We start from the raw sequence: 24,510 nt of genomic DNA on the forward strand, positions 1-24,510 counted from the left end.
CCTCCCCCTGAGCCGGCCCGGGTCTGCTGTCCGTTTCCAAGGTTCGGCCGGCACGCACCGTTCCCTGCCGCTCGGACGGAGGGGGAGCAGCTAGACGGCAGGGAAATATTGGGTGCGTGCCAGCCGGCGGACCGGGCTGCCGGTCCGCCATCAGCGCAAGCGTCAGCTCACGCCGAATTTCATCAGCTTGATCGCGGCAAAGTCACTGACGTCGCCGCCGACGCGCTTGGTCGCATAGAAAAGCACATGCGGCTTGGCGCTGAAGGGATCGCGCAGCACGCGCAGGTCCGGGCGTTCAGCGATGGTGTAGCCGGCGCGGAAGTCGCCGAAGGCGATGGAAAAGCTGTTGGAGGCCGGGTCGGGCATGTCCTCGGCGATCAGCACCGGGTAGCCCATCAGGCGCGCAGGCTCCGCCGCGGCCAGCCCGTCGGACCACAGGAAGCGGCCATCGGCGTCCTTCAGCTTCCTGAGCATTCCCGCGGTCTTGGAGTTCATGATGAAGGTGGCATTGGCGCGGTATTCCGCCCCCAGCGCATAGACCAGGTCGATGACCGCATCGCCGTCGCCGACGTCGGCATCAATGCCGGAGGCGATGTAGCCGAGGTTGCCCCAGGTCCAGCTGCCGTTTTCGGCCACGGTGTAGCTGAGGAAGCCGGTGGGCTTGTCGATGCCGTCGCCGTTGATGAAGGCATCGGCCTCGGACCGCGCGAATTTGTCGGCGATGCGCCCGGCCAGCCAGCCCTCGATATCAAAGGCGCTGTCATCGAGCAGCCGTTGCGACGCCTTGGGCAGCGCGCTGAGTTCGTGCAGCGGGATGGTGATGCGGTCGATCGAGCCGGTGGCGGTTTCTGCTGCGGGATCCGTTTCGGTCGCCCAGCCGGCGCCCATTTCGCTGTGGTCGATCAGCACGTCATAGGAGGTTGCCTCCACATGCACAACCGAGGCCACCGAACGGATCGAAGCGGAGGCGTTCAGCACCGATTTCACGGTCTCCGCGGTCTGCGGGTCGACCAGGTAGCCGCCGTCGCTGTTGACGGCTGTGGACATCGCCTTGCCGTCCAGTTCGAGGCCGCGCAGGCCGTCGTCGTCGCCGCTGCGCAGGTAGGCGTTGAACGCCTTGTGATGCGGGGCGCCGGCGTCCTGGCTGGCGGCCAGATGGGGGCGGTTCGGAGAGATAGTCTTACGGTCCAGCATGTTCACTCGCTCTTCTGCCTGTTTCAGCCTTGATTGCACGTCGTCCTGAAACCCCTTGAATTCATGAAGAAAGCCGGTAATGGCCTGTTTCACTTCATGCGCCAGGGGCGCTGCATCCCCGGTTTGGGCCGGGAGGTCTTGATTGCTCATGATGTCTGTCCTGTTTTAAGTCTGGCCTGTTTTAGGTCTGGCCTGCTTTGAGGCCGCGGGTGATCTGGCGCAGGCCGTCGGCCAGGGCGCGCAGCGCTTCGGCTTCGGCTTCCGCGGCGGAGGATTTGCCCGCCACACGCGCGGCCGGCAGCATCGGGAAAGTGACCAGCGACACCTCCCACAGCTCCACCTGGGTCAGGTGGCGGGTGCCGTCCGGGGCGCGGGTGGCCTTTTGGGTCCGGTAGCCGATCGAGAGGCCGTCAATGGCGCCTGCCTCGATCAGCGCGGCAGCCTCGGCGCCCTTGGGGGTGGCGGTGAGGATGCGGCCTTTCACATAAAGACCGCGCGCATCCTCGCGCACCTCGTCCCAGACGCCGATGGGCTGGTGCGGGTCGTGCTGCCACAGCATCTTGACGCTGCGGCCCTGATCGCGGAGCGCCTTGAGCGAGGCCGCATAGGCGCCGCGCTCGACCACGTCGCCGCCCTGATCGGCCTGGCCGAACAGGCTGGCGTAACCCTTGATCTCGGTTGCTTCCTTCAGCGAGAGATCCTCGCCGAAGCGTGCGAATTTGTGTTCCAGCTGGGGTGTTCCCTGCATCATGTCTGCCTCGCAAGTCTTTGGAGTTACGGCAATTGCACCGCCAGGAAGGATTGGAAGGCCTGCGCCAGGATTACCGCGGCGACACCGTAGACAGTGAGCCAGAGGCGTTTTTCCAGCCGCTCCATCATCTGTTCGATCCGGTCGAGGCGGCGGTTCATGGCCTCATGCTGGATCTGGGCCACCCGCTCATGGGCGGACAGGCGCAATCCCGGTGAACAATCGAATGCGTGCATCGGGTGCTCAGTCATCCTGTCCGCCCTCCGTCTGCTCTGTGGGCAGGGTTTCTGTGGGCAACCCCAGCAGACGCCGCTTTTCCTCATGGGTGAGGAAATCCGCGGAAGCGACCCGCCGCCACTGCGCCTCGCGCTCTGCCGCCAATGCGGGCAGTTGGTCGAGGTCAGGCTTCAGTGTCAGCGCGTCGCCGGTCCAGGTGGCCAGCCAGTCACTCAGCGCGGCGGTCACCTTGGAGACCAGGGGCAGCACGGTCAGCCGGTAGAAGGCGCGGTTGGCCTCCTGGTAATTGGCGTAGGTCGCATCGCCGGGGATGCCGATCAGCATCGGCGGCACCCCAAAGGCCAGCGCGATTTCGCGGGCGGCAGTGTCCTTGGTTTTCTGGAATTCCATGTCGGAGGGCGAAAACCCCATCGGCTTCCAATCCAGCCCGCCCTCCAGCACCATCGGGCGGCCGGCGTTCTGGGCACCCTGGAAATTTGTTTGAATCTCTTCACTTAGGTGGCGGAATTGATCGTCTGACATCTGGCCCTGGCCGTCAGAGCCGGTCCAGACCAGCGCGCCGGAGGGACGGGCTGCGTTGTCCAAGAGCGCCTTGGACCAGCGGGAGGCGGCGTTGTGAACGTCAATCGCCATTGCCGCCGACTGCAGGGCTGAGAGGCCGTAGTGGTCGTCCTGCGGGTGGAAGCTTTTGATATGGCAGACCGGGGATCTGCCCGGTTCGTTGGCGAAACGGTGCTTGCGTCCGCCCACCACATAGTCAAAGCCTGCGGGCCAGCCGTCAGGGCCCGGCACCACGTTCATCCGGTCGGAACGCAGCACATGCAGTTCTGCGGGCGCGGCATCCTCTGCCGCGACCATCTCGACATAGGCGTTGCCGGACAGCAGCAGGTGGCCGTAGAGCGCCTCCAGCAGTTCGGCCTGGGTCTGCGCCGGGTTGGGGCGCGCCAGCAGCGCCAGCCAGGGGTGGGTGTCATAGCGCCGGCGGCTGTCCTGCAGGACCAGCGGCACCGCGGCGGCGGCCTCGGCGATCAGGCGGATCACCCGGTGCGTGACCGGATTGCCGGCAAAGCCGCTGCGGGTCAGGGATACGGTGTCGCGCGGGCTCCAGGCGATGCGGCCGGCGCCGTGCCAGGAGACCACGCGGGCGGTCTGGCTGGCCTTCTGTTCCAGGCCCGGATTTTCGGGGCCCGGTTTCCGGGGGTCCGGCGTTGTGCGCCGCAGCAGGTCAAAGACCATTGTCCGCTCCTCAGGTTGTTCCTATCCGGCGCTGGAACCCCTTGGGGCTGGTGCGCCTTTGCTGAGGATCATTGATGCCGGAAAGGCCTGAAGATTTGGCAAGCGGTGCGTACGGTGGGTGCGCAACACCTTGAGCCAAGCCTCTGAAATGAAACGGATATAAAGGAAACAATACAGTGTTGCATCACACTGAGGGCGGCGCCCGGCCCGGCGGGATGGAAGCGAAGCGCCCGCCCCATCGTGCTGGAAGCACGCCTCCGGCATGACGGAGGGCGGACGGGCGCTGCCCGGCCTGCGGCCAGGCGGTTGGTTTTGAGAAGTCCTAGAGCACCCTGACCTGCGGTCTCCTGAGGTTTGCCGCGGGCTGGATGATCAGCTCATGCAGCGCCCAGACCAGCGCATCCACCCGGTCGGGCGAGCCGCTGCCGCGGTAGCCTTGCGGGGTCATCTGGCACATCTGGTCCTCCAGCTCTCCAAGCCCCGGAAGGTGAAACACCCGGCCTTGCTCGTATAGGGCTGCCACCGGTTCGGCGCGGGCGGATTTGCCTTTCTTCGCGTGGAGCGCGCGGAACGGCACCAGCGGGTCGGCCTGGCGCAGCACGGTTTCGACCAATGCGCCGCCCTGGTTGACCTCTGCCACCACCCGTTCGGCGCCAGAGCGGTCGCGGGCAGCGATCGCCGCCTGAGCCCAGGCCAAGGGGCCAACCCCCTGCACGGTGCAATCGGCCAGCACATAGGCGCGCCAGTCCTGCGGCGGGCCGTGGGTGACGGCCCCCGCCACCACGATGCCGCAGGCGTCGGAGTTCTTGCCTGCGCTCACCGCCGGATCGACGGCGACCACCACCCGGTCAAGCGGCGGGGCCTCTGCCACCTGGGCCTCCACCAGTGCTGCAGTGGACCAGAGCGCGCCCTGGATGTCCGACAGCATCACCCCGTCCAGCTCCTGCCGGCCCAGACGGGTGCCTGCGTAGCGCGCCCGCACCTCCGACAGGAAGGAGGGCGCGAGGTTGGCGCGGTTGGCCTCTGTCGCGGCGTGGGTGGTGACGGTGCTGGGCGAGGCCAGGAGCCGTTTCAGCACGGGGGCGTTGCGCGGCGTGGTGGTGACGCAGACGCGGGGGTCCTGGCCAAGCCGCAGCGCAAACTGCAGCATGTCCCAGCTCTCCTGCCCCTTCTTCCACTTGGCCAGCTCATCCGCCCAGGCGGCGTCGAACTGGGGACCGCGCAAGGCTTCATGGTCGTGGGCGGAAAACGCCTGCGCCTCGGCGCCGTTGGGCCAGATCAGCTTGCGCTCCGACGCCTTCCACTTGGGGCGCCGGTCGGGCGGCGAGCAGGCCAGGATGCCGCTGTCGCCGTGGATCATCACGTCGCGCACCTGGTCATAGGTTTCCGCCACCAGCGCGATGCGCCGCGCGGTGCCGGGGTCGTATGGGCTTGCCCCTTCGGCCAGCGAGCGGACCCATTCGGCCCCTGCCCGCGTCTTGCCGGCGCCGCGCCCGCCCAGGATCACCCAGGCGCGCCAGCCGCCATCCGGCGGGCGCTGGTGGTCCAGCGCCCAGATGTGAAACAAGTGCGGCAGCGCGCAGAGCGATTTGCGGTCCAGCTCATTCAAGAAGAAGTTCAGGAGCGAGGGCGGCACGCAGGCGAGAAAGTCCGCGCTCGACAGCTGCGCGCGCCGCGCCGAGATCGAGTTCGTGTTCGGATTTGAGCATGCGGGCGAATTCGGTGCTTTGTTCTGCAATGACTTTCTCCACTTTCTGGCAATCCCGGATCAGGCCCTCGAGGCGGCTGATCTGGGCGTTGGCGCCGGTGCTCTCATCACCGCCGGTGGTTTCAAGCTGCTCCCGTAGCTCTTCCGCCGCGTTGCGCAGGCGGTGCATGCTCTCCTGCAGCGATCGCAGGAGATCGGCGGTGTAATGCACCTGCCGCTGCAGGACGGCGGCACCGTCCTGTTCTGGTGTCTGGTCTGTCATGATGTGCTCAGCCTCATGCGTTTTTGTCCGCACAAGAGAAAGACAGGACGGCCGCCGGCGGAGGGGTCCGGGGCCGTCCATGTTTCTTCCAGCTGCACCACAACCTATACGCGATTTTGCTGCAAAAGTCAAGGTTTGCAGGGAGGGGTGCGTACGGTGGCTGCGCAACGGGGCTGGCGGGTGATTTGACGCGGGCATACGGGTCAGGCAGAGTCTGGACATGGCACAAACCGTATTGCTCGATGTGTCCGGCGTCCTCTACCAGGGCAGCCGGGCAATTCCAGGGGCCGTGCAGGCCCTGTTGCGGCTGCGGGCCGCTGGGCGGCAGGTGCGCTGCCTCACCAATTCCACCCGGCAGCCGAAGCGGCGCATCGTGGCCAAGCTTCAGGAACTCGGATTCGACATCCAGCCGGTGGAGGTTTTCACGCCGGTCGCCGCCGCACTGGCGTGGCTGGAGCGCACCGGCCACAGCCCGCATTTGCTGGTCCATCCGGCGCTTGAGGAAGAGTTTCGCGGCTGCAAGCATGGCGGCCCGCCCGCGGTGGTCATCGGCGACGCTGGCGAGGCTTTCAGCTATGACAACATGAACCGCGCTTTCCGGGTGCTGCTGGAGGGCGCGCCATTGATTGCGCTGGCGGACAACCGTGTTTTCCTGGACGCGGACGGGCGGCTAAGTCTGGACGCCGGCCCGTTCATCAAGGCGCTGGAATTTGCCGGCGATGCCAAGCCGAAGCTGTTCGGCAAACCCGATCCGGAATTCTTCCGGGCTGCCGTGGCCAGCACCGGTGCGGAGCCGCAGCAGGCGGCGATGATCGGCGATGATGCGGAAAGCGATGTGGCGGGTGCCTTGGCGGCCGGGCTGGCGGCAGGCTATCTGGTGCGGACCGGAAAATACCGCGACGGCGACGAAAACCGCTGCAAACCGGCGCCGACCGCCACAGTTGCGGATGTGCAAGAAGCAGTGGACCGCCTGCTGGCGCAGGATGGCGAATGATCTGCGCCCCTTGCGGCGGCGGACCATCCAGCCACAAAAAAGGGCGCCCTGCGGCGCCCTTCCCTTTGTCCAATGCCTCAGCTTCAGTTGTTCTGCTGCTGGGCTTCGATCTCGCGCCATTTGGCGACGTTCCTGTTGTGCTCGTCCAGCGTCTCGGCAAAGGCGTGGCCGCCGGTGCCGTCGGCAACGAAGAACACGAAGTCCGTAGTCTCCGGGTTCACCGCAGCCTCGAGGCTGGCAAGCCCCGGGTTGGCGATGGGCGTCGGCGGCAGGCCCTCGATCACATAGGTGTTCCAAGGGGTGGCCTTGCGCAGTTCGCTCTGGCGCAGCCCGCGGCCCAAGACCCCTTCGCCCTTGGTGACGCCGTAGATCACCGTCGGGTCGGTCTGCAGGCGCATGCCGCGGTTGAGGCGGTTGGTGAAGACAGAGGCGACCAGGCCGCGCTCCTCGGCGACGCCGGTTTCCTTCTCGATGATCGAGGCAAGGATCAGCATCTCCTCGGGGCTGGCGACGGCGGCGTTTTCGGACCGGCCTTCCCAGGCGGCGTTGATGCGCAGCTGCTGGCGCTCCTGCATCTCGGCCAGCACGGCGGCGCGCTCGGTGCCCGGTGTAACCTCGTAGCTGTCAGGCGCCAGCAGGCCCTCGGCCGGGCGCTCGCCGGGCTCGCCGTCCAGCATGTCGATGGCCTTGAGCGCCTCGACCACCTGCCAGCTGGTCACACCTTCGGCCAGCGCGATGCGGTAGCGGGTGTCGGCGTCCTGGCGGGTTTCGGTGTACTCAGACGGGGCCTCATCCTCGCCGAGGATGAAATCGGCGATGTCCTCAAACTTGTTGGTGGCCGGGTCCAGTTCGCGGACCAGGGTCTGGGTGCGGGTCACGCCGACGCGGTAGACGATTTCGGTGCCGCAGGTGGAGGCGCCGGAATGGGTGATCTCGTCAACGATCCGCTCCATCGAGGCGCCCGGCTCCACCAGGAAGCTGCCGGCCTTCAGCTGGCCGGTCTTCTCGCTGTACTTGGCGCCTAGGCGGAAGATGGTGGCGGAAGACACCGCTCCTTGCGCTTCGAGGTCGCGGCTGACGCGGGCCATGTTGGAGCCGCGCTCCACCCGCAGGCAGATGGCGGTGTCCAGCGGGCCTTCGGAGGTGTACTGCGCCTGGCCCCACAGGATGACGCCGCCCAGCAGGAACAGGGCGGCGATCAGGACCGTCAGCATATTAGAGGCGAGGCTGCGCCACATCACTTGGGTTTCCCGAAGATCACCGAAGCGTTGGTGCCGCCGAAGCCGAAGGAGTTCGACAGCGCCACGTCGATCTTGCGCTCGCGCTTGGCGTTGGGCGCCAGGTCGACCGGGGTTTCGACAGCGGGGTTGTCGAGGTTGATGGTCGGCGGCGCCACCTGGTCGCGGATCGCCAGGATCGAGAAGATCGCCTCAATCGCGCCGGCGGCGCCCAGCAGGTGGCCGGTGGCGGATTTGGTCGAGGACATGGTGACATTGGCCGCATGGTTGCCCAGCAGCCGCTCAACCGCGCCCAGTTCGATGGTGTCGGCCATGGTCGAGGTGCCGTGGGCGTTGATGTAGTCGATGGCAGAGGCGTCCAGCCCTGCGTTGGCCAGAGCCGCCTTCATCGAGCGCTCGCCGCCTTCACCGTCCTCGGAAGGCGCGGTGATGTGGTAGGCGTCGCCCGACAGGCCGTAGCCCAGCACCTCGGCATAGATCTTGGCGCCGCGGGCCTTGGCGTGCTCGTAGTCTTCCAGCACCACGATGCCGGCGCCCTCGCCCATGACAAAGCCGTCACGGTCGGCGTCATAGGGGCGCGAGGCCTTGGTTGGGTCGTCAGCGCGTTTGGTGGACAGCGCCTTGCAGGCGTTGAAGCCGGCAATGCCGATCTCGCAGATCGCCGCCTCAGCGCCGCCCGCGATCATCACGTCGGCGTCGCCGGATTTGATCAGCCGGGCCGCGTCGCCGATGGCGTGGGCGCCGGTCGAGCAGGCGGTCACGACGGAGTGGTTCGGGCCCTTGAAGCCGAAGCGGATCGAGACCTGGCCGGAGATCAGGTTGATCAGCGCGCCAGGAATGAAGAACGGCGACACCCGGCGGGGGCCTTTTTCCTTGATCATCACCGCGGTGTCGGCGATCGAGCTGAGGCCGCCGATTCCGGAACCGATCATCACGCCGGTGCGCAGGCGGCTTTCCTCGTCCTCGGGCGTCCAGCCGGCGTCGCGCACGGCCATGTCGGCGGCAGCGATGCCATAGAGGATGAAGTCGTCAATCTTCTTCTGCTCTTTCTTGATCACCCAGTCATCCGGGTTGAAAGTGCCATCCGCGCCGTCGCCGCGCGGAACCTCGCAGGCGTAGGTGGTGGTGACGCCGCTGGCTTCGGCGTCAAACAGGGTGATGGGGCCTGCACCCGACTGGCCGTCCAGCAACCGGGACCAGGTTTCTTCGACTCCGCTGGCCAGCGGGGTAACCAGGCCCAGTCCGGTGACAACTACTCGACGCATTCCTTGCTCTCCTTTGCCTCGGCAATCCGTCTGTCCAAATAGCTTGGAATGGCCCGAAGGTGCAAGAGCGGGCGCGCAGACCGTTTTACGGGACGTAACATGCAAAATTGCAGCAAGTTTTCCCTGCGTGAACGCTTCATTAACTACTCCCCCTCAGGTTGACAGCATCCGAACCAAGAAACTTGGCGGCTGAATTCAGTGCCGCCGGTGCGGGCTGGAGCTCTGGGCCATTTTGCCTCCAGCCCGTTCTTTTTTTGCGCGTCCCCTGCTTCAAGTTCACTATAAGCCCTTCCTTATTGCCGGAACGGTGCCGTCCGGCCCGGTGATGGGACGGCGGTACCGTGCCTGTGCGCACCGGAAAGGGTTGTCTGCCGCGGCAGGATTTGGCCCGCCCCGGATGCGGCCAGCGGGGCGAAGCACACGGAGTTTTTACAGAAATCTTTAATGGCAGGCTTCCGCGTTAACCTCAGATTCGTTTCTGTAGGCGAGGATTGCCTCCGGAGAGATGTAAGGAAGACCCTGCCATGCGCAAATGGCTGCCGACAGCTGCACTTCTGCTGACAATTTTCCTGCTGCCCGCGCGCGCGGGCGCGTCCTGCGCCGTGCATCAGGATCTCTCCGACCTGAACCGGGCCTCGGCCGGGTTCCTTTCTTACCTGGACAGCGGCCAGGGCGCCTATCACGTCCAGCAGCTGGGCAGCTGGCTCAGCGCGAATCCGCCTGCGCCCTTGCGGCAGCGGATGCGGGCGGTGGGCATCCAGTCCGCCGAGGGCGGCACCCTGAAGCTGATGCAGCAGCATACTGTTCTGCTGCAGATGCTGGCCAGCCAAGGCCGCACCGCAGCGCTGGAAAGCGCCCGCCACATGGGCATGTTCGAGCTGCAGGCGGCCTATGGCACGCTGGTCGAGGCGCTGCCTTGCGACCAGTTCAAGGAAGACGGCTATGGCAGCAAGCTGGTGGCGATCAACGCCAATGATGCCCGCCAGCGCCAGCAGATCATCAATGCGGCAATTGCCTGGGTATCGTTCCTGGTGCTGGGCGGCAGCGTTCTGTATTTCCTGGACCGGATCGGCATCCGCAAGATCCGCCGCACCAAACGCTACCCCTGCGCGGTGCCTTGCGTGCTGCAGGCCGGCGGGCGGACCGTGCAGGCGCATCTGGTGGATCTCAGCCGGGCCGGCGCCAAGGTGCGCCCGGACACCCCCTGCCAAGCTTCCGGACGCGTCCGGCTGTCCTTTGGCGGCCATACGGTGGATGCTCAGGTGCGCTGGAAGACGGCCGATTACATCGGCGTCCAGTTTGTGCAGGAGTTCAATTTCATGCAGCTGCACCGTCTGCTGGAGGCCTTTCCGATGGAGGATGGCGGCCTGCGCGAAGAAGTGCGGCTTGGCCTGTGACGCGCAGCCTGCAGCGCGGCCTGTAAGCCGCCCGCCCTTTACATCGCCCCCCTGCCCCTGACGGCGGCTGGCGCCGCCCGGCACCGCTGACACCCGAACACCCGGATCGCGCCGCTTCCGCTGCGCCGCCCGGCCGCAGCGGGTTTCAATTGCCTTTCCCGATTGCCTCTCTCGCCCGGCCAGGATGCCAGCCTGTCCGGCCCTGACGCTTTTACGGCGAATTAACTGTACGCTTAAGTAGCGTTAATAAGTGCGTACACAGCCTATGATAGATTGAAGGGAATTCAGCCGCCTGTAATAACTAACTGACTGTTCTAGCGAGTTCCGGCATGAAACACTGGCCTATTATTTTCGCCGCGCTTGCGGCGCCGGCAGCCGTCCTCTCCGACACCGGTGCGGCTGCAGCCGCCAGGCCGACCTGCTTGCTGCAATCGGACCTTGTGATGCTGCAGCACGAGGCACGCGGCTTTCTCGAATTTCTGAAATCAGGCGCCGACCCGGCCGAGGCGCGCCAGCTGCAGCACTGGCTGGACGATCACCCGGAAGTAGCGCTGAGCATGCAGTTGCGGCGCACCGGGATGGAGGGTTTTGAGCCGATAACCATGCAGCTGATCAGCCAGCAGAAAGGCCTGCTGGAAATCTACCGGCTGCACGGCCTGGCCAAGGCTGGGGCGAGCGCCGAGCGGCTGGGGGCGGCTGCGCTGCTGGAGGAGTTTGCCAGCCGCATCATTCCGCTGCCCTGCGACTTCACTCCGCTGGAAAACCTGAAGGACAGCACCGCAGCCGGCATGGGCCGTATCAAGGGGCTTTCTCAGGAAACCGCCATTGCCAGCTCGTTTCTGGTGGTGGTGCTGGGTGCAGCCGGCGCCTTTCTGGCGGAACGGATTGCCCGCAGGCAGCGGCGGCGGCGGCGGCGGCATCCCTGCTCGCTGCCCTGCACCCTGCAATGCGGCCCGTACCGGCTGCCTGCAAAGCTGGTCGATATCAGCCGGCTGGGCGCCAAGGTGCGTATCTGGGACCGCAGCGGCACCCCGCTGACCGCGATGAGAAGCGAGGTCAAAGCCATGGTGCCGGTGCTTGGGGAGGTTGCCGCGCAGGTTCCCTGGCAGACCAGCGACTATGTTGGCCTGAAATTCACCAGGCCCCTGTCCCAGGAGGACTTGCAGGCCTTGCTGCAATGGTCGCCGAGGACCGCCGTTCAGCCGGCCGCGGCCGCCAAACCTGCTTGACCGCCGGACCTGCGGCCAGGCGCCGGCTCCGCCGTCCTGCTGCTGGCGGCAGAGCCAGCCTAGCCCAGAGGCGGTCCGCAAGCGTCTGCGGGCAGAAGTCCGCAGACGCTTTCTTTGGCTGCTGGCCTTTGTTACTGGAATTCCGCAACCGGTTCCGGTTCCGGGCGGGCCACCGCCAGCGCTTCCTCGACCGAGAGTGTCTTGCGGAACAGGGCGCGGCCGACCTGGGCACCGGCGATGTTGTGGATGTACTTCAGCCGCGAGATGTCATCGGCGTTGCGCACCACACCGCTGGCGATCACCGGCAGCTTCACCTTGGACGCGAGGTGCGAGATCAGCCCCATCTGCGCCTCGGTATCGGCGACGTCAGCATCGATGTCGGTGATGATGATGCCGGCAAAGGGAGCGCCCTCGAAAGCCTCCAGATAGGCTTCGGGGGTGAACGCACCTGACTTGCGCCAGCCGTCGGTCATCACCTGGCCCTGCCAGATGTCCACCGCCAGCACGATCTGGTCCGGGTGGTGTTCGGCCAGTTCACGCACCAGATGTGGGTCGCGGGCCGCCAGGGTGCCGATCACAATGCGCCCGGCGCCCTTGTCGATCCAGTGCTCGACCTGTTCGCGCGAACGCATGCCGCCGCCCAGCTGCACCGGGATGCCGGCGCCGCGGATGATTTTCAGGACCAGCTCTTCGTTGCTGCTGTCGCCTTCAATCGCGTTGAAATCGGTGAGGTGCATCCATTCCGCCCCCGCCGCGGCAAAGCCCTTGGCGGTTTCAACCGGATCCACATGCCAGATCTGCGGTTCCTCCAGGCGGCCTTTTTCGAGGGTTACGCAACGGCCGTTCTGAATTTCCATAGTGGGGTAGATCATCATGGTGCCAGTCTCCTGTGTGTCGCCACTTGCGCTCAGATTAGCACGGATTTTTCCGCGCGATACGCCGTATCATGACCATTTATGGAACAATTGCGGCGTGTTTCCCGGGCGTTGATGATAGCGCAAACGGGAAAGCTGCCGCTGCGCCGCCGGCCGCTGGGAAATCAGGGATTCGCAGCCGCGGCAGGCGCGGGTGCCGGCAAAAAAAAAACGGCGCCCTCCGCACAGGAGAGCGCCGTGAATTCCGGTCATCCGGAAGCGTGGCTTAGGACGCTTCGGAGATGAACTTGACCGCGTCGCCGAAGGTCTGGATGGTTTCGGCTGCGTCGTCCGGGATCTCGATGCCGAACTCTTCTTCAAACGCCATCACCAGTTCCACGGTGTCCAGGCTGTCTGCGCCCAGATCGTCGATGAAGGAGGCGTTTTCGGTGACCTTGTCCTCTTCAACACCCAGGTGCTCAACAACGATCTTTTTAACGCGATCTGCGACGTCGCTCATGTCTCTTCCTCGTTTTTCAGGGCACTCTGCCCGGTTCTGCCCTTGCCCGTTCGGGCGGCGTGGTTTTTGCCCGGAGCGGGCGGTGTGATCCCCGCGGGACGGGGACAGTGCGGCGTTTCCATTAGGAAATACCAGCGGATATGGGCCGCCTATAGCATAGACCGCGGCCAAGGCAAACGGTTTCGCTTGGTCGCGGCAGCAGGGGGCGGCCCGCATCGCGTGCCTATGAAGCGTGCAGATGGCGCCGCAATCAAGGGCTTGCAAGCCCAAGACCGGCTTTTTTTGCCATTTCCGCCGATATTCAAGCGCTTGGCGGCGCAGGCTGATGGGGCGGCGCGGGGCCCGGCGCGGCAGACGCGCAAGAAAATTGCCCCGCAGCCGGGCTGCGGGGCAATTCTGCAGGACCGGATCAGGCCCGGCTCAGATCATTGCCATGCCGCCGTTCACATGCAGGGTGGTGCCGGTGACATAACCCGCTTCCTGGCTGGCCAGGTACAGCACGGCGGAGGCGATTTCCTTTGATTCCCCCATGCGGCCCGCCGGGATCTGGGTCAGGATCGCGTCCTTCTGGTTGTCGTTCAGCTTGTCGGTCATCGCGGTGGAAATGAAGCCCGGCGCAACCGCGTTGACGGTGATGCCGCGGTTGGCGACCTCATAGGCCAGCGATTTGGACATGCCGATCATGCCGGCCTTGGAGGCGGCATAGTTGCCCTGGCCCGGGTTGCCGGTGGCGCCCACCACGGAGGAGATATTGATGATGCGGCCCCAGCGCGCCTTCATCATGCCGCGCAGAACGCCGCGGCACAGCCGCATGGTGGAGGTGAGGTTCACGTTCAGAACGGACTCCCATTCCTCGTCCTTCATCCGCATGAACAGGTTGTCGCGGGTGATGCCCGCGTTGTTGACCAGGATGTCGACAGAGCCCATCGCCTCGGCCGCCTGTTTCGGCAGCGCCTCGACCGCTTCGGCGTCGGAGAGGTTGCAGGGCAGCACATGGGCGCGCTCGCCCAGTTCCGCGGCCAGCGCCTTGAGCGGCTCCTCGCGGGTGCCCGACAGCGCCACAGTAGCGCCGGCGGCGTGCAGGGCGCGGGCGATATCTCCGCCGATGCCGCCCGAGGCGCCGGTGACCAGCGCGTTCTTTCCAGTAAGATCAAACATGAATTGTTGCCCTCTTGGCTTCTTAGTCCCGCAGGACCGGTTTGGTCAGGAGACCGTAGCGGTTCACCTCCGCCTCGGTCATTTCGTGAATGTCGCTGGCCGGAGCGGCCTGGATCGTGAACCAGTAGAAATCGTCGCTGCCCAGCATCCGGGTGGTATAGGCCACATAGGGCGCATGTTCCGGGTGGCTTGGCGGGTATGCGCCGGCCGGTTTGTCGCCGGCCCAGGCGTGCACCCCCAGGATAGCGCCGTCCTCCATGGTGCGCTCCCGGCCCGCCAGGAAGATGTCCACGGCGCCGGAGTAGATTTCACTGGTGGCGGTGACATGGGTATCGAGGCCCAGGTCGCGCACCAGATGCCCCAGCCTGAGGTTGGTCTCGTCATCGACGGAGCCCGGCATGTCCAGCAGCACCAGCCGTTCGGCTTCCGGGTGGCGGGACATGAACGCGCTGAACTGAGCCAGCGACCGCGCGTTCAGGGTGCCGTTGACCAGGACATCCCGCCCCTGCAGCTCCAACCGGGTGGTCTGCACCAGGTTTTCGGCAATCCCGCAGCCCCACAGGGCTGCGGCAAGGGCGGGTCCGGCCGCGAGAAACGAGAACCGTCTCCGCAAGGTTTAATTCCCGGCTGCGGCCTTGGCGTCCTCCGGGGTGCCGACCTGGCGGCAGGCCAGGTTGCGGTCGATCTTGCGGATCATGCCCGACAGCGCCTTGCCTGCGCCGATCTCCCAGAATTCGGTGACGCCCTTGGCAGCCATCGCCTGCACGCTTTCGCGCCAGCGCACGGAGCCGGTCACCTGCTCGACCAGCAGTTGGCGGATTTCGTCCGGGCCGGTGACGGCGTCGGCGCGCACGTTGGCAATCAGCGGCACCGCCGGGGATTTGATGTCGACGCTGGCCAGCGCCTCGGCCATCGCGTCGGCGGCGGGCTGCATCAGGGCGCAGTGGAAGGGGGCGGACACCGGCAGCATCACCGCGCGCTTGGCGCCCTTTTCCTTGGCGATCTCAGCGGCGCGTTCCACCGCGGCCTTGGCGCCGGAGACCACCACCTGGGTGGGGTCGTTGTCGTTGGCGGCCTGGCAGACCTCGCCCTGCGCGGCTTCCTCGGCCACCGCGCGCACGGCGTCGAGGTCGAGGCCGAGGATCGCCGCCATGGCGCCCTCGCCCACCGGCACCGCGCTTTGCATCGCGAGGCCGCGGGTGCGCAGGAGGCGGGCGGTGTCGGCAACCGTGAGGGCACCGGCAGCCGCCAGCGCGGAATATTCGCCGAGGCTGTGGCCGGCCACGAAAGACGCCTTGTCAATCGTGACGCCTTCGGCCTCCAGCGCGCGCATCGCGGCCATCGAGGTGGCCATCAGGGCGGGCTGGGCGTTCTGGGTCAGGGTCAGGGTTTCGATGTCGCCCTCCCAGATCAGCTGGCTCAGGCTTTCCCCGAGTGCGCTGTCCACCTCGTCAAAGATGGCCTTGGCGGCCGGATAGGCCTCGGCCAGCGCCTTGCCCATGCCGATGGTCTGGGCGCCCTGCCCGGGGAACACAAATGCGATCGTCATTGATGACCTCGTCCGTTTTAGCGTTTTGCCTGATGTACCCGCCCTTTCCCTAACGTACAAGCAAAGGCGCACGAAACCTGTGCGCGGGCTGACAGCACTCGTGCGTTGCAACAGGGGGAGCCGTGGTTAGGTTATGGGCAACCGGATCTTGACCAGGAATAACGCCCATGTCCCGTGGCAACACGTTTTCTTCTTACGGCAGCGTCGCCAAAGGCCTTCACTGGCTGACCGCGCTGCTGATCTTCTCTGCCTTTCCGCTGGGCTATTTCGCAAACCAGCTGGCGCATGAGATCCAGAGCCCCGGGTTTGACGGCAGCCAGGCGGTGATTGCGCGGGCGACGCTGCTGTTCTCCCTGCACAAGACCATCGGGGTGGCGGTATTCCTTACCGCGCTGCTGCGGATCCTGTGGGCGCTGAGCCAGCCCAAGCCGGGCCTGCTGCATCCGGACCGCAAGGCCGAGGCGCTGGCGGCGGAGATGGTGCATTGGCTCTTGTACGGCTCGCTGGTGGCGGTGCCGCTCACGGGCTGGATCCACCATGCCGCGACCACCGGCTATGCGCCGATCTGGTGGCCGTTCGGGCAGAGCCTGCCGTTTGTGCCGAAATCGGAAGCGGTGGCAGGTCTGTTCAGCGGGTTGCACTGGCTGCTGGTCTGGACATTGGCGGCGGCGCTGGGGCTGCATATTGCCGGCGCGCTGAAGCACCATGTGATCGACCGCGATGCCACCCTGCGGCGGATGCTGCCGGGCCGCGCCCGCCTGCCCCAGCCGCCGGCCCAGGCGCACAGCCTGCTGCCGCTGCTGGCAGCACTTGCGGTCTGGGCAGGCGTGCTGGGCGGCGGTGCGGTGTTTGGCATCCTGGGCGGCAAAACACCCGCGGAGACCGGCACCGCGGCCCCGGTGGTTGCCGCGGACCCGGCTGAAGCCGCAGCAGGCAGCTGGGCGGTGCAGTCCGGCACGCTGGGCATTTCCGTCACCCAGATGGGCAGCGCGGTTTCCGGCAGCTTCAAAGAGTGGACCGCGGTCATCAATTTCGAGGAACCCGCGGCGCCCGGCCCGGCAGGGGACGTGGAGGTGGCCATCGCCATCCCCTCGCTGGAGCTGGGCAGCGTGACACAGCAGGCAATGGGCGCGGACTACTTTGACAGCGCCAGCTTCCCCACGGCTCTGTTTACGGCGGAGATCGAAAAGCTGGCAGAGGGCTACCAGGCGGTGGGCACGCTGACGATCAAGGATCAGACGGTGCCGGCCACCCTGCCCTTTGAACTGGCGCTGGAGGGGGATACCGCGAAGATGACCGGCGCGCTGACCCTGAACCGGCTGGACTTCGGCGTCGGCAAGAGCCTTCCGGACGAAAGCTCGCTGGGATTTGCAGTGGACGTGTCGGTGGAGCTGGAGGCCCGGCGGGCGCAGTGACCCGCCCCCGGGGCGGGCGCAGGCGCTCCCGCGCCCGCAGATGCCCGGCGGTGCCGGCACATTCTGGCCGCCTTGCGGATGTGTTCAGAAGTCCTTTTCCAGGATCACCACGGCAATGTCCGGCAATCCCGCATCCCGGCCGGGAAACACGCCGCGGCCGGTTTTTTGGAAGCCCCATTTTCTGTAGAATGGGACCGCATTCAGGGTCGCTTCGATCCGGACATGGCCGCTGCCTGCCGTCAGAGCGTCCTTGAGCGCGCGCTGCATCAGCCCGGCGCCCGCGCCAATGCCCGTGTAGCCGGCGGCGACGAACAGGCGTTTGACCTCTCCCGGGACGCCATGAGAAAATCCGACCGGTGTCTGCCCGGCCTCAGCGATCCAGACCTCACCGCTGGCGCAGTCCGCCAGGTAATCCTCGGGAACCCGGCCTGCCATCCAGCTGTCCACCACTTCTTGCGGGTAAGGTTCAGGCGCCAGGCAGCTGACCGAAGCGCCGACCAGATCAAAAACAGCCGCCGCATCCTCGCGCCGCGAGCGCCGGTAGCGGAGGCTCCCCCCCCCTGTGCCTTACCTGACTTCAAGACATGCTCCAATAAGCCGGGGCGGGTATTGCCCTTCCGGCTTCTTGCATGGTTCCCTTGCAGCTGGCAACAGCCCTGAGGTGAATATTGTGCGCCAAATGCAATTTAGACGCAGCACTCAGTGGCTGTGCCGGTAGTAGCCGCCGTGGCGGGTGCGGTGGCGGTGGATGCCCCGGTAGTGGTGCCGGTGGTGTTTGGCATGATGGCGGCCGCCGTAAGGCTTGTAATAGCTGCGCGGATAGTAGGTGCGCGGGTAATAGCCTTTGTTGTGGCTGTAGTGGCGGTGCTTGCGGTCATCCAGGCTCTTGACGATGATGCCCAGGGCAATCAGCCCGGCGAGGGCGCGGGCCGCATCGCCGCCTGAGTCATGAGCGGCAGCCGGCGCGGTAAATGCCAGGTTGGCTGCGAGGGCCAGGGCCGCAGCGGCTGAAGCGAGATAGCCTAAGCGGAACATGGGTGCCTCCTTTCCGAAGTGGCCGGAGGGGCCGCCTTCAGTGTGCGCCTTCAGCCTTGGAAACGCCAGTGAACCCCGGTCACAGTTTGGGGAGGAGTGCGCGGGCGCAAAAGAAAACCGCCGGCCCATCGGGAGCCGGCGGTTGGAACTGCACCCGGGCAGCAGCAGGATCAGTTGTCGGCTTTCATCGCCTCGACCGAGATCTGGATTTGCACTTCGTCGCTGACGAAGGGCGCGAACTGGCCCAGGTTGTAGTCGGAGCGCAGCACGGTGGCGGTGGCATCGAAACCGGCCCAGGGCTTCTTGGCCATCGGGTGCTCGCCTACCTGGTTCAGCTTGGCATCCAGCACCACCGGCTTGGTCACGCCGTTGAGGGTCAGGTCGCCGGTGATCTTGGCGGTGGTGTCGCCGGTCACTTCAATCGCGGTGGATTTGAAGCTGACGGTTTCATCCTCGGTTGCGTCGAAGAAGTCCTTGGTCATGAAGTGGTCGAAACGGGCCTGCCAGCCGGTGAACATCGAATTGAGCGGCATCGAGACCGCAACGCTGGACGCAGCCGGGTTTTCCTGGTCGAAATGGATCTCACCCTCGAAACCCGAGAACATGCCCCATGTGGTCGAATAGCCAAGGTGGTTGTAGCTGAACAGGATCTGGCTGTGGCTGGCGTCCAGGACGTATTTTTCAGGTGCTTGAACGGCAAAGGCGCTGGTGGCAGCCGCGCCGAACAGGGCGGCGGCAAGCAGGGTCTTTTTCATGGGGAAGGCTCCGTCTGAATGAATGTTGTGCAAAAGATGTGGCATTTGGCCCGCGGATTGGAAGCCCGCAAAAACCAACACTATCTGTGAGCGCGCGAACACAAAACCCGGCTGCGGGCAGCCGGGCTGTGTCTCGCGGGAATGTGATGGGCGTTATGTCAGGATCCGCACCGCGCCGCTGAGCTGGTCGCGCAGCTGGCTGCGCATCGCGGCGGAGCCGATCGGCAGCTCGATCAGCAGGCTGCCGTCGCCTTCGTACATCTGCACCGAGGAGGCGGTGAGCCGCACCCCGCCGAGGCTGCCGTAGCTGCGGCGCAGGACGGTGCGCGGACGGCCCTGGGCGTCGCGTTTCAGCAGCCGCAGTTCGCGGCGCACCGGGTCAAAGCAGGCTTCCGGGCTGCCCGCCGGCTGATGGGCGGTCATCAGCACCAGCCCGGCCAGCAAGAAGGCAACCGACACGCCGATCCGGATCAGGTTCATTTCCGGGTCCGCGCCGGCGCCCTGCACCAGCCACAGCCCGATAGAGCCGAGGATCATCGCGGCGCCCAGCAGGCGCACCATGACAACCCGTACCCGCCAGTTGGCCTGCAGCCGCAGGCGCAGCGGCATCGCGCCGGCCAGGCCGCCCAGGGCGCCGGCTGCGGAGGATCTGCCGGCCCGTGCGGTGAATTGATCTGTCGCTGCCATCCGTCTGCTCCTTTCCCAAGCTGCCAAAGCCGCCCTTGCGGCCCGCGGCTTCTGTCCGCGTTAAGGCTTCGTTAAGGAGTGAAGACCTGCATTGGGGCAGCAATGGGGCGGGCTTGCGGTTTTGCCGCGGCGGGCTGTTGCAGCCGCCGCAAATCCCCTTTTGCCTTGCTCTTTCGGCGCCAGCCTGTATAGGAGGCCCTGCTTCCGCGACTTCTTCGATCCGCGCAGCCTCTCGTGACCGGGCAGCGGAAGTGTGACATGCCCCGTCTATGAAATGCGCCTAGACACAAACAGGAGTTCGCATGCCACTCTATGAGCATGTCATGATTGCGCGTCAGGACCTGTCCAACTCGCAAGCTGAAGGCCTCATCGAACACTTCGGTGCTGTTCTGTCCGACAACGGCGGCAAGCTGGTCGACCAGGAGTACTGGGGCGTCAAGACCATGGCCTACAAGATCAACAAGAACCGCAAGGGCCACTATGCCTTCCTGAAGACCGACGCACCGTCGGCCGCCGTTCAGGAAATGGAGCGCCTGATGCGTCTGCATGATGACGTGATGCGCGTCCTGACCATCAAGGTCGACGAGCACGCCGAGGGCCCTTCGGTCCAGATGCAGAAGCGCGACGAACGCGACGGCCGTCGCGAGCGCCGCTGATCAACGCTTGAGAAAAGGACGCTAAATCATGGCAGCCAAACCGTTTTTCCGCCGCCGCAAGGTTTGCCCGTTCTCGGGTGAAAATGCGCCGAAGATCGACTACAAAGACACCCGTCTGCTGCAGCGCTACATCTCTGAGCGCGGCAAGATCGTGCCTTCGCGCATCACCGCCGTTTCGGCAAAGAAGCAGCGTGAGCTGGCCCGTGCTATCAAGCGCGCCCGCTTCCTCGCCCTGCTGCCCTACGCCGTGAAGTAAGGAGATAAGCAGATGCAAGTTATCCTTCTTGAGCGCGTTGCAAAGCTGGGCCAGATGGGCGACGTCGTTGACGTGAAGCCCGGGTTCGCCCGCAACTTCCTGCTGCCGCAGGGCAAGGCGAAAACCGCCTCCGAGTCCAACATCGCCGCCTTCGAGGCCCAGAAAGCGCAGCTGGAAGCGCGCAACCTGGAGACCAAGAAAGAGGCCGAGGCTCTGGCAGAGAAGCTGGACGGCCAGCAGTTCATCGTGATTCGCTCCGCATCGGACGCGGGCGCGCTGTACGGCTCGGTCACCCCGCGCGACGCCGCCGAAGCCGCAACCGAAGCAGGTTTCTCGGTCGACAAGAAACAGGTCGCCCTGATCGCACCGATCAAGGAACTGGGCCTGCATTCGGTCGCCGTCAAGCTGCACCCGGAAGTGGAAGTCGAAATCAAGCTGAACGTGGCCCGCTCCGAAGAGGAAGCCGAGCTGCAGGCATCGGGCAAATCGATCCAGGAGCTGGCCGCCGAAGAGGAAGCCGCTGCTGAGTTCGAAATCTCCGAGCTGTTCGACGACATCGGCTCTGCCGCGTCTGACGACGACGAAGCACCGGTTGCCGACGCCGCTGGCGAAGAAACCAACTGATCCTGTTCGGGACAGTGAGACATGGGAAAGGCCGCCCTCCGGGGCGGCCTTTTTCGTTCTGCCGGGCAGCCTTTGAAAAGCTGAGGCAAATTGCGCGCAAATCCCCTGCCCCGGAATAACCATCTGTTTGCCGCATTCGGCCAGAATAATCCGGGAGTGGAGTGAAAAAGGGGGATGCGCCATGCAGGACGCATTGGAGAGTGAGGAGCTGGCCCTGCGACGGCGGCTGTTGTTCCGGCTGCTGCGCGGCAGCGGGCCGGGCCGGACGGCCGCCCGCGCCGAGACCATTTCGGAGCTGGTGCCGAAGGGGCTGATTGCGCCGGGCGAAAGCCTGTTCCAGCGGCCGCAGGCGGCGGAGCAGAAGCCGGCCTGATCCAGCCCTCAGGCTGCTGCAAGGGCTGCACCGCTGCAGGCTGCAACCCGTTTATCTGAACCCGGCGGATGTCCGCGCCAGCGCCTGTTGAGTGCCTGCTGCCGGTGGTTATAGGGACCGCGAAATTTGGGAAACAGCCGCGGTCCCCTCTGCCCGACATGGTCAGCTGCCCCACAGGCGTGAGGGGCAAACTGCCCTGAGGGTTGTTCTGCCTCAATGCGCAACACCAATATGTAGTGGCCCGCCATATTTAACAAACCTCTAATCATTAAAGTTTGAACCACCCGGCGCGCGGCCTTGGAAGGGGGCTGGAACCGGCGGAATCCCCCGCAGCGGATGGCGGTTCCCCGCCGCTTCCCGAAGCCGCGGCACGGGCGCCGTTGCAGCCCGCCGGGATGCGGCTAATCTGCCGGTTGTGAGAAACCGCTTTCGGAGGCCGCATGACGCGCCGCACCACTCTGATCTTGTTTATTGCCGCCGCAGTGCTGTCTGCCTGCGCCAGCACCGCCTCCCCGCCCGAGGTGTCCAGAGCCGCCCCGCCGCTCTACCCCAATGAGACGCCGGAACTGCGCCAGAAGATCAACTACTGGGCAGACCACTACGAGGTCCCGCGCAGCCTGGTGCACCGGCTGGCGGTCCGCGAGAGCACCCACAGGCCCAAGGCGGTGAACCGCCCCTACTACGGGCTGCTGCAGATCCTTCCCGCGACAGCGCGGTCGATGGGCTTCAAAGGCGAGCCTCAGGATCTGCTGGATGCCGATACCAACCTGCAGTTTTCCGTGAAATACCTCCGCGGCGCCTGGCTTCTGGCCGATGGCAGCCAGGATATGGCCGTCAAGCATTACTCGCGCGGCTATTACTACGAGGCCAAGCGCCGCGGCATGCTGGTGGAAACCGGCCTGCGCCCGGCGCCTTCTGACAGCTGAAACCTGCCCGTCAGCAGCGCCCCGCAGGGGCGCTGCCCGGCCCAACGGGCCGCGGCGCTGTCCGCAGGACGGCGCCAAGGGCGGGCGGGAGCACCTGTTTTCCCGACCCAGTCTTTCCTGCCCGTCCTTTCCTGACTGGCATCGCCTGCCTGCAAGGCCGAACGCTTCGCCCCGCAGCGAAGCGTCCTTTCCCGCAGCTTCGCCTGCCTGGGGTATCCAGTTCCAATCAACACTGGAGTCCCTTATGAAAATGCCCGAATTGAAGACCGGCAGGTTTAACCCCGAAGACGGTTTTCGGATCACCGTCCAGGTACCCGAAACCCGCGCACAGAGGATCGTTGATGCGGTTTTGGCGGTCACAGCCCTGAAATACGGCGACTATGATCGCGTGACCTTTCAAGCAGCGGCGGGCAAACAGAGCTTCCGGTCGCTGGGGAGCGGGCGGAACAGGGCGACCGAGGCTGCCGTTCAGGTGCCATGCGTGGAGCTGTCATTTTTCCTGGCCCGCGATGACGCCGGGGCCGCACGGGTTCTGGAAAGCATCTACGCCGCACACCCTTACGAGGAGCCCGTGATCTATGTGGCACCCTGCATGCGGACGCTCCATATCCGGGGGCTGGATGAAGACAATCCCAACAGGTTCTGGAACAGCCCGAGCGAGGACTGGGTGCCGGAAGAACACCGTTAGATACGGCAGAACCGGCAGACCGGTGCCCGTCCCGCGCAACGAAAAAGGCCGCCCAAAGGGCGGCCTTTCCGTAAGTCATGGAAGGAAGAAGGATCAGTCCTCTTCCAGCTCCTCAACGGCTTTCTGCAGCTCGTCCTTGGAGATCTCTTTCTCGGTGACTTTGGCCTGTTCGACGATGTGGTCGACAACCTTGTCTTCAAAGATCGGCGCGCGCAGTTGCTGCTGCATCTGGGCGTTCTGCTGGATGAACTCGAAGAACTGGCGTTCCTGGCCCGGGTACTGGCGGGCTTGCTGCATGATCGCCTGGGTCATTTCGGCGTCGGTCACTTCGACCTCGGCTTTCTGGCCCAGCTCGGCCAGCAGCAGGCCCAGGCGGACGCGGCGCTCGGCCAGCTTGGTGTGCTCTTCGGTGGCTTCGATCTCACCGTGGTCGTGGCCGTGCACTTCCGGGTTTTCCTCGTGCCACAGCTGGTGCGCGATCTGCTTGGCTTCGGCGTCGACCAGCGACGGCGGCAGGTCGAAGGAGACCAGCGTGTCCAGCTTGTCCAGCAGCGCGCGCTTCATCACCGCGCGGGCGGCACCGGCGTATTCGGCTTCCAGGCGCTCGGAGATCTGGCCCTTCAGCGCGTCCAGGTCGTCGGCGCCGAATTTCTTGGCCAGCTCGTCGTCGATCTCAGCCGCTTTCGGGGCTTTCACTTCCTTGACGGTGCAGGAGAACACGGCCTCTTTGCCGGCCAGGTGCTCTGCGCCGTATTCCTCGGGGAAGGACACGGTCACGTCTTTTTCTTCACCGGCCTTGGTGCCGACCAGCTGCTCTTCGAAGCCGGGGATGAAGGAGTTGGAGCCCAGCACCAGCGGGTAGTCGTCGCCTGCGCCGCCGTCGAAGGCTTCGCCGTCGATCTTGCCGACGAAGTCGATCACGACCTGGTCGCCGTCTTCGGCTGCTGCGCCCTCTTCGCGGGCTTCGAATTCCTTGGCGGTTTCGGCCAGGTTGTTCAGCGCCTCGGTGACGGCTTCTTCTTCAGCCTTCACAACCAGCTTTTCCAGCTCGACGCCGGAGAAGTCGACTTCGGGGATTTCCGGCAGTGCCTCGTAGGACATCTCGACGTTGACGTCGTCGCCTTCTTTCCAGTCTTCGTTGGTCATCTTGACTTCGGGCTGCAGCGCCGGACGGTCGCCGCTGTCCTCGAAATGCTTGTTCATGGCGCCGTCGATGGATTCCTGCATCGCTTCGCCCATCAGGCGCTGGCCGAACTGCTTTTTCAGCAGCGCCATCGGCACCTTGCCCTTGCGGAAACCCTTCATTTCGATTTCCGGCTGGGCTTCGACCAGCTTTTCGTTGACCTTCTCGTCCAGCTCGGCGGCGGTGACGGTGATGGCGTAGCCGCGTTTCAGACCTTCGTTCAGCGTCTCGGTGACCTGCATCCTATTCCCCATAGAGATTCGGGGCCCCTGCGGAGGTGCCCCCAGACAATTTGCGGTCTTCTATTTCCCCCGGCGCCCCGG

At 65.3% G+C, this 24,510-nt stretch carries 28 protein-coding genes; 10 read left to right on the plus strand and 18 right to left on the minus strand.

All coding sequences use genetic code 11. The annotated features are described in order from the left end of the window. Positions 1 to 162: 162 nt before the first annotated feature. From KUW17_RS03530 to KUW17_RS03555, 6 genes are all read right to left on the minus strand, one after another. Positions 163 to 1,344: a phage major capsid protein gene (locus KUW17_RS03530; protein ID WP_222475945.1), complete on the minus strand. Its 1,182-nt coding sequence runs from the start codon at positions 1,342 to 1,344 to the stop codon at positions 163 to 165. 31 nt (positions 1,345 to 1,375) lie between these two features. After that, on the minus strand, positions 1,376 to 1,942 hold the full coding sequence (locus KUW17_RS03535) for an HK97 family phage prohead protease (RefSeq protein WP_409996767.1): 567 nt from the start codon (positions 1,940 to 1,942) through the stop codon (positions 1,376 to 1,378). A 26-nt stretch (positions 1,943 to 1,968) separates the two neighbouring features. Next, a complete protein-coding gene (locus tag KUW17_RS03540; protein WP_222475949.1) occupies positions 1,969 to 2,193 on the minus strand; it encodes a hypothetical protein in 225 nt (74 codons plus the stop codon). Next, positions 2,186 to 3,415, minus strand: coding sequence for a phage portal protein (locus tag KUW17_RS03545; RefSeq protein WP_222475951.1), 1,230 nt, complete (start codon positions 3,413 to 3,415; stop codon positions 2,186 to 2,188). Before KUW17_RS03545 ends, KUW17_RS03540 begins: the two co-directional genes overlap by 8 nt. Before the next feature lie 322 nt (positions 3,416 to 3,737). Beyond that, positions 3,738 to 5,024, minus strand: coding sequence for a DNA-packaging protein (locus tag KUW17_RS03550; protein WP_222476303.1), 1,287 nt, complete (start codon positions 5,022 to 5,024; stop codon positions 3,738 to 3,740). Continuing rightward, on the minus strand, positions 5,017 to 5,385 hold the full coding sequence (locus KUW17_RS03555; protein WP_222475953.1) for a hypothetical protein: 369 nt from the start codon (positions 5,383 to 5,385) through the stop codon (positions 5,017 to 5,019). Before KUW17_RS03555 ends, KUW17_RS03550 begins: the two co-directional genes overlap by 8 nt. Positions 5,386 to 5,605: 220 nt before the next feature. On the opposite strand from KUW17_RS03555, the gene KUW17_RS03560 reads away from it, so the two are divergent. After that, positions 5,606 to 6,379, plus strand: a complete 774-nt coding sequence (locus tag KUW17_RS03560) for a TIGR01458 family HAD-type hydrolase (RefSeq protein ID WP_222475954.1) — start codon at positions 5,606 to 5,608, stop codon at positions 6,377 to 6,379. Between the two features lie 83 nt (positions 6,380 to 6,462). Here the strand turns inward: KUW17_RS03560 and mltG are convergent, their stop codons facing one another. Continuing rightward, positions 6,463 to 7,617: an endolytic transglycosylase MltG gene (mltG, locus tag KUW17_RS03565; RefSeq protein ID WP_222476304.1), complete on the minus strand. Its 1,155-nt coding sequence runs from the start codon at positions 7,615 to 7,617 to the stop codon at positions 6,463 to 6,465. Continuing rightward, complete coding sequence (gene fabF / locus KUW17_RS03570) at positions 7,617 to 8,882, minus strand: beta-ketoacyl-ACP synthase II (RefSeq protein ID WP_222475955.1); 1,266 nt, start codon at positions 8,880 to 8,882, stop codon at positions 7,617 to 7,619. Before fabF ends, mltG begins: the two co-directional genes overlap by 1 nt. Before the next feature lie 524 nt (positions 8,883 to 9,406). On the opposite strand from fabF, the gene KUW17_RS03575 reads away from it, so the two are divergent. Beyond that, positions 9,407 to 10,279, plus strand: a complete 873-nt coding sequence (locus tag KUW17_RS03575) for a PilZ domain-containing protein (RefSeq protein ID WP_222475956.1) — start codon at positions 9,407 to 9,409, stop codon at positions 10,277 to 10,279. Between the two features lie 329 nt (positions 10,280 to 10,608). Beyond that, positions 10,609 to 11,508, plus strand: a complete 900-nt coding sequence (locus tag KUW17_RS03580) for a PilZ domain-containing protein (RefSeq protein WP_222475957.1) — start codon at positions 10,609 to 10,611, stop codon at positions 11,506 to 11,508. A gap of 131 nt (positions 11,509 to 11,639) precedes the next feature. On the opposite strand, the gene KUW17_RS03585 is transcribed toward KUW17_RS03580, so the two are convergent. From KUW17_RS03585 to fabD, 5 genes are all read right to left on the minus strand, one after another. Next, positions 11,640 to 12,383: a HisA/HisF-related TIM barrel protein gene (locus tag KUW17_RS03585; RefSeq protein ID WP_222475958.1), complete on the minus strand. Its 744-nt coding sequence runs from the start codon at positions 12,381 to 12,383 to the stop codon at positions 11,640 to 11,642. Positions 12,384 to 12,648: 265 nt separating this feature from the next. Continuing rightward, positions 12,649 to 12,882 carry an acyl carrier protein gene (locus KUW17_RS03590; RefSeq protein WP_005982462.1) on the minus strand — a complete coding sequence of 78 codons (234 nt, stop codon included), beginning with the start codon at positions 12,880 to 12,882 and terminating at the stop codon, positions 12,649 to 12,651. Positions 12,883 to 13,302: 420 nt separating this feature from the next. Further along, positions 13,303 to 14,040: a 3-oxoacyl-ACP reductase FabG gene (gene fabG, locus KUW17_RS03595; RefSeq protein ID WP_222475960.1), complete on the minus strand. Its 738-nt coding sequence runs from the start codon at positions 14,038 to 14,040 to the stop codon at positions 13,303 to 13,305. A 22-nt stretch (positions 14,041 to 14,062) separates the two neighbouring features. Next, a complete protein-coding gene (locus tag KUW17_RS03600; protein ID WP_222475962.1) occupies positions 14,063 to 14,653 on the minus strand; it encodes an alpha/beta hydrolase in 591 nt (196 codons plus the stop codon). Between the two features lie 3 nt (positions 14,654 to 14,656). Further along, positions 14,657 to 15,589 (minus strand): ACP S-malonyltransferase, encoded by a 933-nt coding sequence (gene fabD, locus KUW17_RS03605; RefSeq protein ID WP_222475964.1) that lies wholly within the window; start codon positions 15,587 to 15,589, stop codon positions 14,657 to 14,659. 167 nt (positions 15,590 to 15,756) lie between these two features. On the opposite strand from fabD, the gene KUW17_RS03610 reads away from it, so the two are divergent. Further along, a complete protein-coding gene (locus KUW17_RS03610; protein WP_222475966.1) occupies positions 15,757 to 17,004 on the plus strand; it encodes a cytochrome b/b6 domain-containing protein in 1,248 nt (415 codons plus the stop codon). An 84-nt stretch (positions 17,005 to 17,088) separates the two neighbouring features. Here KUW17_RS03610 and KUW17_RS03615 read toward each other — a convergent pair whose 3' ends face one another. From KUW17_RS03615 to KUW17_RS03630, 4 genes are all read right to left on the minus strand, one after another. Further along, positions 17,089 to 17,439, minus strand: a complete 351-nt coding sequence (locus tag KUW17_RS03615; RefSeq protein ID WP_222475969.1) for a GNAT family N-acetyltransferase — start codon at positions 17,437 to 17,439, stop codon at positions 17,089 to 17,091. 264 nt (positions 17,440 to 17,703) lie between these two features. Continuing rightward, complete coding sequence (locus tag KUW17_RS03620; protein ID WP_222475970.1) at positions 17,704 to 18,039, minus strand: hypothetical protein; 336 nt, start codon at positions 18,037 to 18,039, stop codon at positions 17,704 to 17,706. A gap of 170 nt (positions 18,040 to 18,209) precedes the next feature. Continuing rightward, positions 18,210 to 18,794: a YceI family protein gene (locus KUW17_RS03625; protein WP_222475972.1), complete on the minus strand. Its 585-nt coding sequence runs from the start codon at positions 18,792 to 18,794 to the stop codon at positions 18,210 to 18,212. A gap of 153 nt (positions 18,795 to 18,947) precedes the next feature. Beyond that, positions 18,948 to 19,481, minus strand: a complete 534-nt coding sequence (locus KUW17_RS03630; protein ID WP_261396955.1) for a hypothetical protein — start codon at positions 19,479 to 19,481, stop codon at positions 18,948 to 18,950. A gap of 302 nt (positions 19,482 to 19,783) precedes the next feature. On the opposite strand from KUW17_RS03630, the gene rpsF reads away from it, so the two are divergent. The 6 genes from rpsF to KUW17_RS03660 all read left to right on the plus strand — a co-directional run bounded on the left by rpsF (position 19,784) and on the right by KUW17_RS03660 (position 23,004). Continuing rightward, positions 19,784 to 20,137 carry a 30S ribosomal protein S6 gene (rpsF, locus tag KUW17_RS03635; protein ID WP_222475974.1) on the plus strand — a complete coding sequence of 118 codons (354 nt, stop codon included), beginning with the start codon at positions 19,784 to 19,786 and terminating at the stop codon, positions 20,135 to 20,137. 28 nt (positions 20,138 to 20,165) lie between these two features. After that, a complete protein-coding gene (gene rpsR / locus KUW17_RS03640; protein ID WP_005608650.1) occupies positions 20,166 to 20,393 on the plus strand; it encodes a 30S ribosomal protein S18 in 228 nt (75 codons plus the stop codon). Between the two features lie 12 nt (positions 20,394 to 20,405). Then, the gene (rplI, locus tag KUW17_RS03645; protein ID WP_222475977.1) at positions 20,406 to 21,017 is read left to right on the plus strand and encodes a 50S ribosomal protein L9; all 612 of its coding nucleotides are present in this window, start codon (positions 20,406 to 20,408) and stop codon (positions 21,015 to 21,017) included. Positions 21,018 to 21,198: 181 nt separating this feature from the next. Continuing rightward, complete coding sequence (locus KUW17_RS03650) at positions 21,199 to 21,390, plus strand: hypothetical protein (RefSeq protein ID WP_222475979.1); 192 nt, start codon at positions 21,199 to 21,201, stop codon at positions 21,388 to 21,390. Positions 21,391 to 21,830: 440 nt separating this feature from the next. After that, positions 21,831 to 22,316 carry a lytic transglycosylase domain-containing protein gene (locus KUW17_RS03655; RefSeq protein WP_222475981.1) on the plus strand — a complete coding sequence of 162 codons (486 nt, stop codon included), beginning with the start codon at positions 21,831 to 21,833 and terminating at the stop codon, positions 22,314 to 22,316. Between the two features lie 244 nt (positions 22,317 to 22,560). Further along, positions 22,561 to 23,004: a hypothetical protein gene (locus KUW17_RS03660; protein WP_261396956.1), complete on the plus strand. Its 444-nt coding sequence runs from the start codon at positions 22,561 to 22,563 to the stop codon at positions 23,002 to 23,004. Positions 23,005 to 23,097: 93 nt separating this feature from the next. On the opposite strand, the gene tig is transcribed toward KUW17_RS03660, so the two are convergent. After that, complete coding sequence (gene tig / locus KUW17_RS03665) at positions 23,098 to 24,429, minus strand: trigger factor (RefSeq protein ID WP_222475983.1); 1,332 nt, start codon at positions 24,427 to 24,429, stop codon at positions 23,098 to 23,100. Between the last annotated feature and the right edge of the window lie 81 nt (positions 24,430 to 24,510).

Origin of the sequence: Leisingera aquaemixtae, from assembly GCF_019801145.1 — a bacterium.
GTDB classification, from domain to species: Bacteria; Pseudomonadota; Alphaproteobacteria; order Rhodobacterales; family Rhodobacteraceae; genus Leisingera; species Leisingera aquaemixtae_A.

Bases quoted from the DNA above. Each gene is read 5' to 3' on its own strand.
- KUW17_RS03660 (WP_261396956.1), top strand. From the start codon at position 22,561: ATGAAAATGCCCGAATTGAAGACCGGCAGGTTTAACCCCGAAGACGGT.
- KUW17_RS03560 (WP_222475954.1), top strand. From the start codon at position 5,606: ATGGCACAAACCGTATTGCTCGATGTGTCCGGCGTCCTCTACCAGGGC.
- fabF (WP_222475955.1), bottom strand. From the start codon at position 8,882: ATGCGTCGAGTAGTTGTCACCGGACTGGGCCTGGTTACCCCGCTGGCC.
- fabD (WP_222475964.1), bottom strand. From the start codon at position 15,589: ATGACGATCGCATTTGTGTTCCCCGGGCAGGGCGCCCAGACCATCGGC.
- KUW17_RS03620 (WP_222475970.1), bottom strand. From the start codon at position 18,039: ATGTTCCGCTTAGGCTATCTCGCTTCAGCCGCTGCGGCCCTGGCCCTC.
- KUW17_RS03590 (WP_005982462.1), bottom strand. From the start codon at position 12,882: ATGAGCGACGTCGCAGATCGCGTTAAAAAGATCGTTGTTGAGCACCTG.
- KUW17_RS03655 (WP_222475981.1), top strand. From the start codon at position 21,831: ATGACGCGCCGCACCACTCTGATCTTGTTTATTGCCGCCGCAGTGCTG.
- KUW17_RS03610 (WP_222475966.1), top strand. From the start codon at position 15,757: ATGTCCCGTGGCAACACGTTTTCTTCTTACGGCAGCGTCGCCAAAGGC.
- rpsF (WP_222475974.1), top strand. From the start codon at position 19,784: ATGCCACTCTATGAGCATGTCATGATTGCGCGTCAGGACCTGTCCAAC.
- KUW17_RS03650 (WP_222475979.1), top strand. From the start codon at position 21,199: ATGCAGGACGCATTGGAGAGTGAGGAGCTGGCCCTGCGACGGCGGCTG.
- rpsR (WP_005608650.1), top strand. From the start codon at position 20,166: ATGGCAGCCAAACCGTTTTTCCGCCGCCGCAAGGTTTGCCCGTTCTCG.
- KUW17_RS03580 (WP_222475957.1), top strand. From the start codon at position 10,609: ATGAAACACTGGCCTATTATTTTCGCCGCGCTTGCGGCGCCGGCAGCC.
- mltG (WP_222476304.1), bottom strand. From the start codon at position 7,617: ATGTGGCGCAGCCTCGCCTCTAATATGCTGACGGTCCTGATCGCCGCC.
- KUW17_RS03615 (WP_222475969.1), bottom strand. From the start codon at position 17,439: ATGGCAGGCCGGGTTCCCGAGGATTACCTGGCGGACTGCGCCAGCGGT.
- KUW17_RS03545 (WP_222475951.1), bottom strand. From the start codon at position 3,415: ATGGTCTTTGACCTGCTGCGGCGCACAACGCCGGACCCCCGGAAACCG.
- KUW17_RS03630 (WP_261396955.1), bottom strand. From the start codon at position 19,481: ATGGCAGCGACAGATCAATTCACCGCACGGGCCGGCAGATCCTCCGCA.
- tig (WP_222475983.1), bottom strand. From the start codon at position 24,429: ATGCAGGTCACCGAGACGCTGAACGAAGGTCTGAAACGCGGCTACGCC.
- fabG (WP_222475960.1), bottom strand. From the start codon at position 14,040: ATGTTTGATCTTACTGGAAAGAACGCGCTGGTCACCGGCGCCTCGGGC.
- KUW17_RS03530 (WP_222475945.1), bottom strand. From the start codon at position 1,344: ATGAGCAATCAAGACCTCCCGGCCCAAACCGGGGATGCAGCGCCCCTG.
- KUW17_RS03575 (WP_222475956.1), top strand. From the start codon at position 9,407: ATGCGCAAATGGCTGCCGACAGCTGCACTTCTGCTGACAATTTTCCTG.
- rplI (WP_222475977.1), top strand. From the start codon at position 20,406: ATGCAAGTTATCCTTCTTGAGCGCGTTGCAAAGCTGGGCCAGATGGGC.
- KUW17_RS03555 (WP_222475953.1), bottom strand. From the start codon at position 5,385: ATGACAGACCAGACACCAGAACAGGACGGTGCCGCCGTCCTGCAGCGG.
- KUW17_RS03585 (WP_222475958.1), bottom strand. From the start codon at position 12,383: ATGATGATCTACCCCACTATGGAAATTCAGAACGGCCGTTGCGTAACC.
- KUW17_RS03540 (WP_222475949.1), bottom strand. From the start codon at position 2,193: ATGACTGAGCACCCGATGCACGCATTCGATTGTTCACCGGGATTGCGC.
- KUW17_RS03625 (WP_222475972.1), bottom strand. From the start codon at position 18,794: ATGAAAAAGACCCTGCTTGCCGCCGCCCTGTTCGGCGCGGCTGCCACC.
- KUW17_RS03535 (WP_409996767.1), bottom strand. From the start codon at position 1,942: ATGCAGGGAACACCCCAGCTGGAACACAAATTCGCACGCTTCGGCGAG.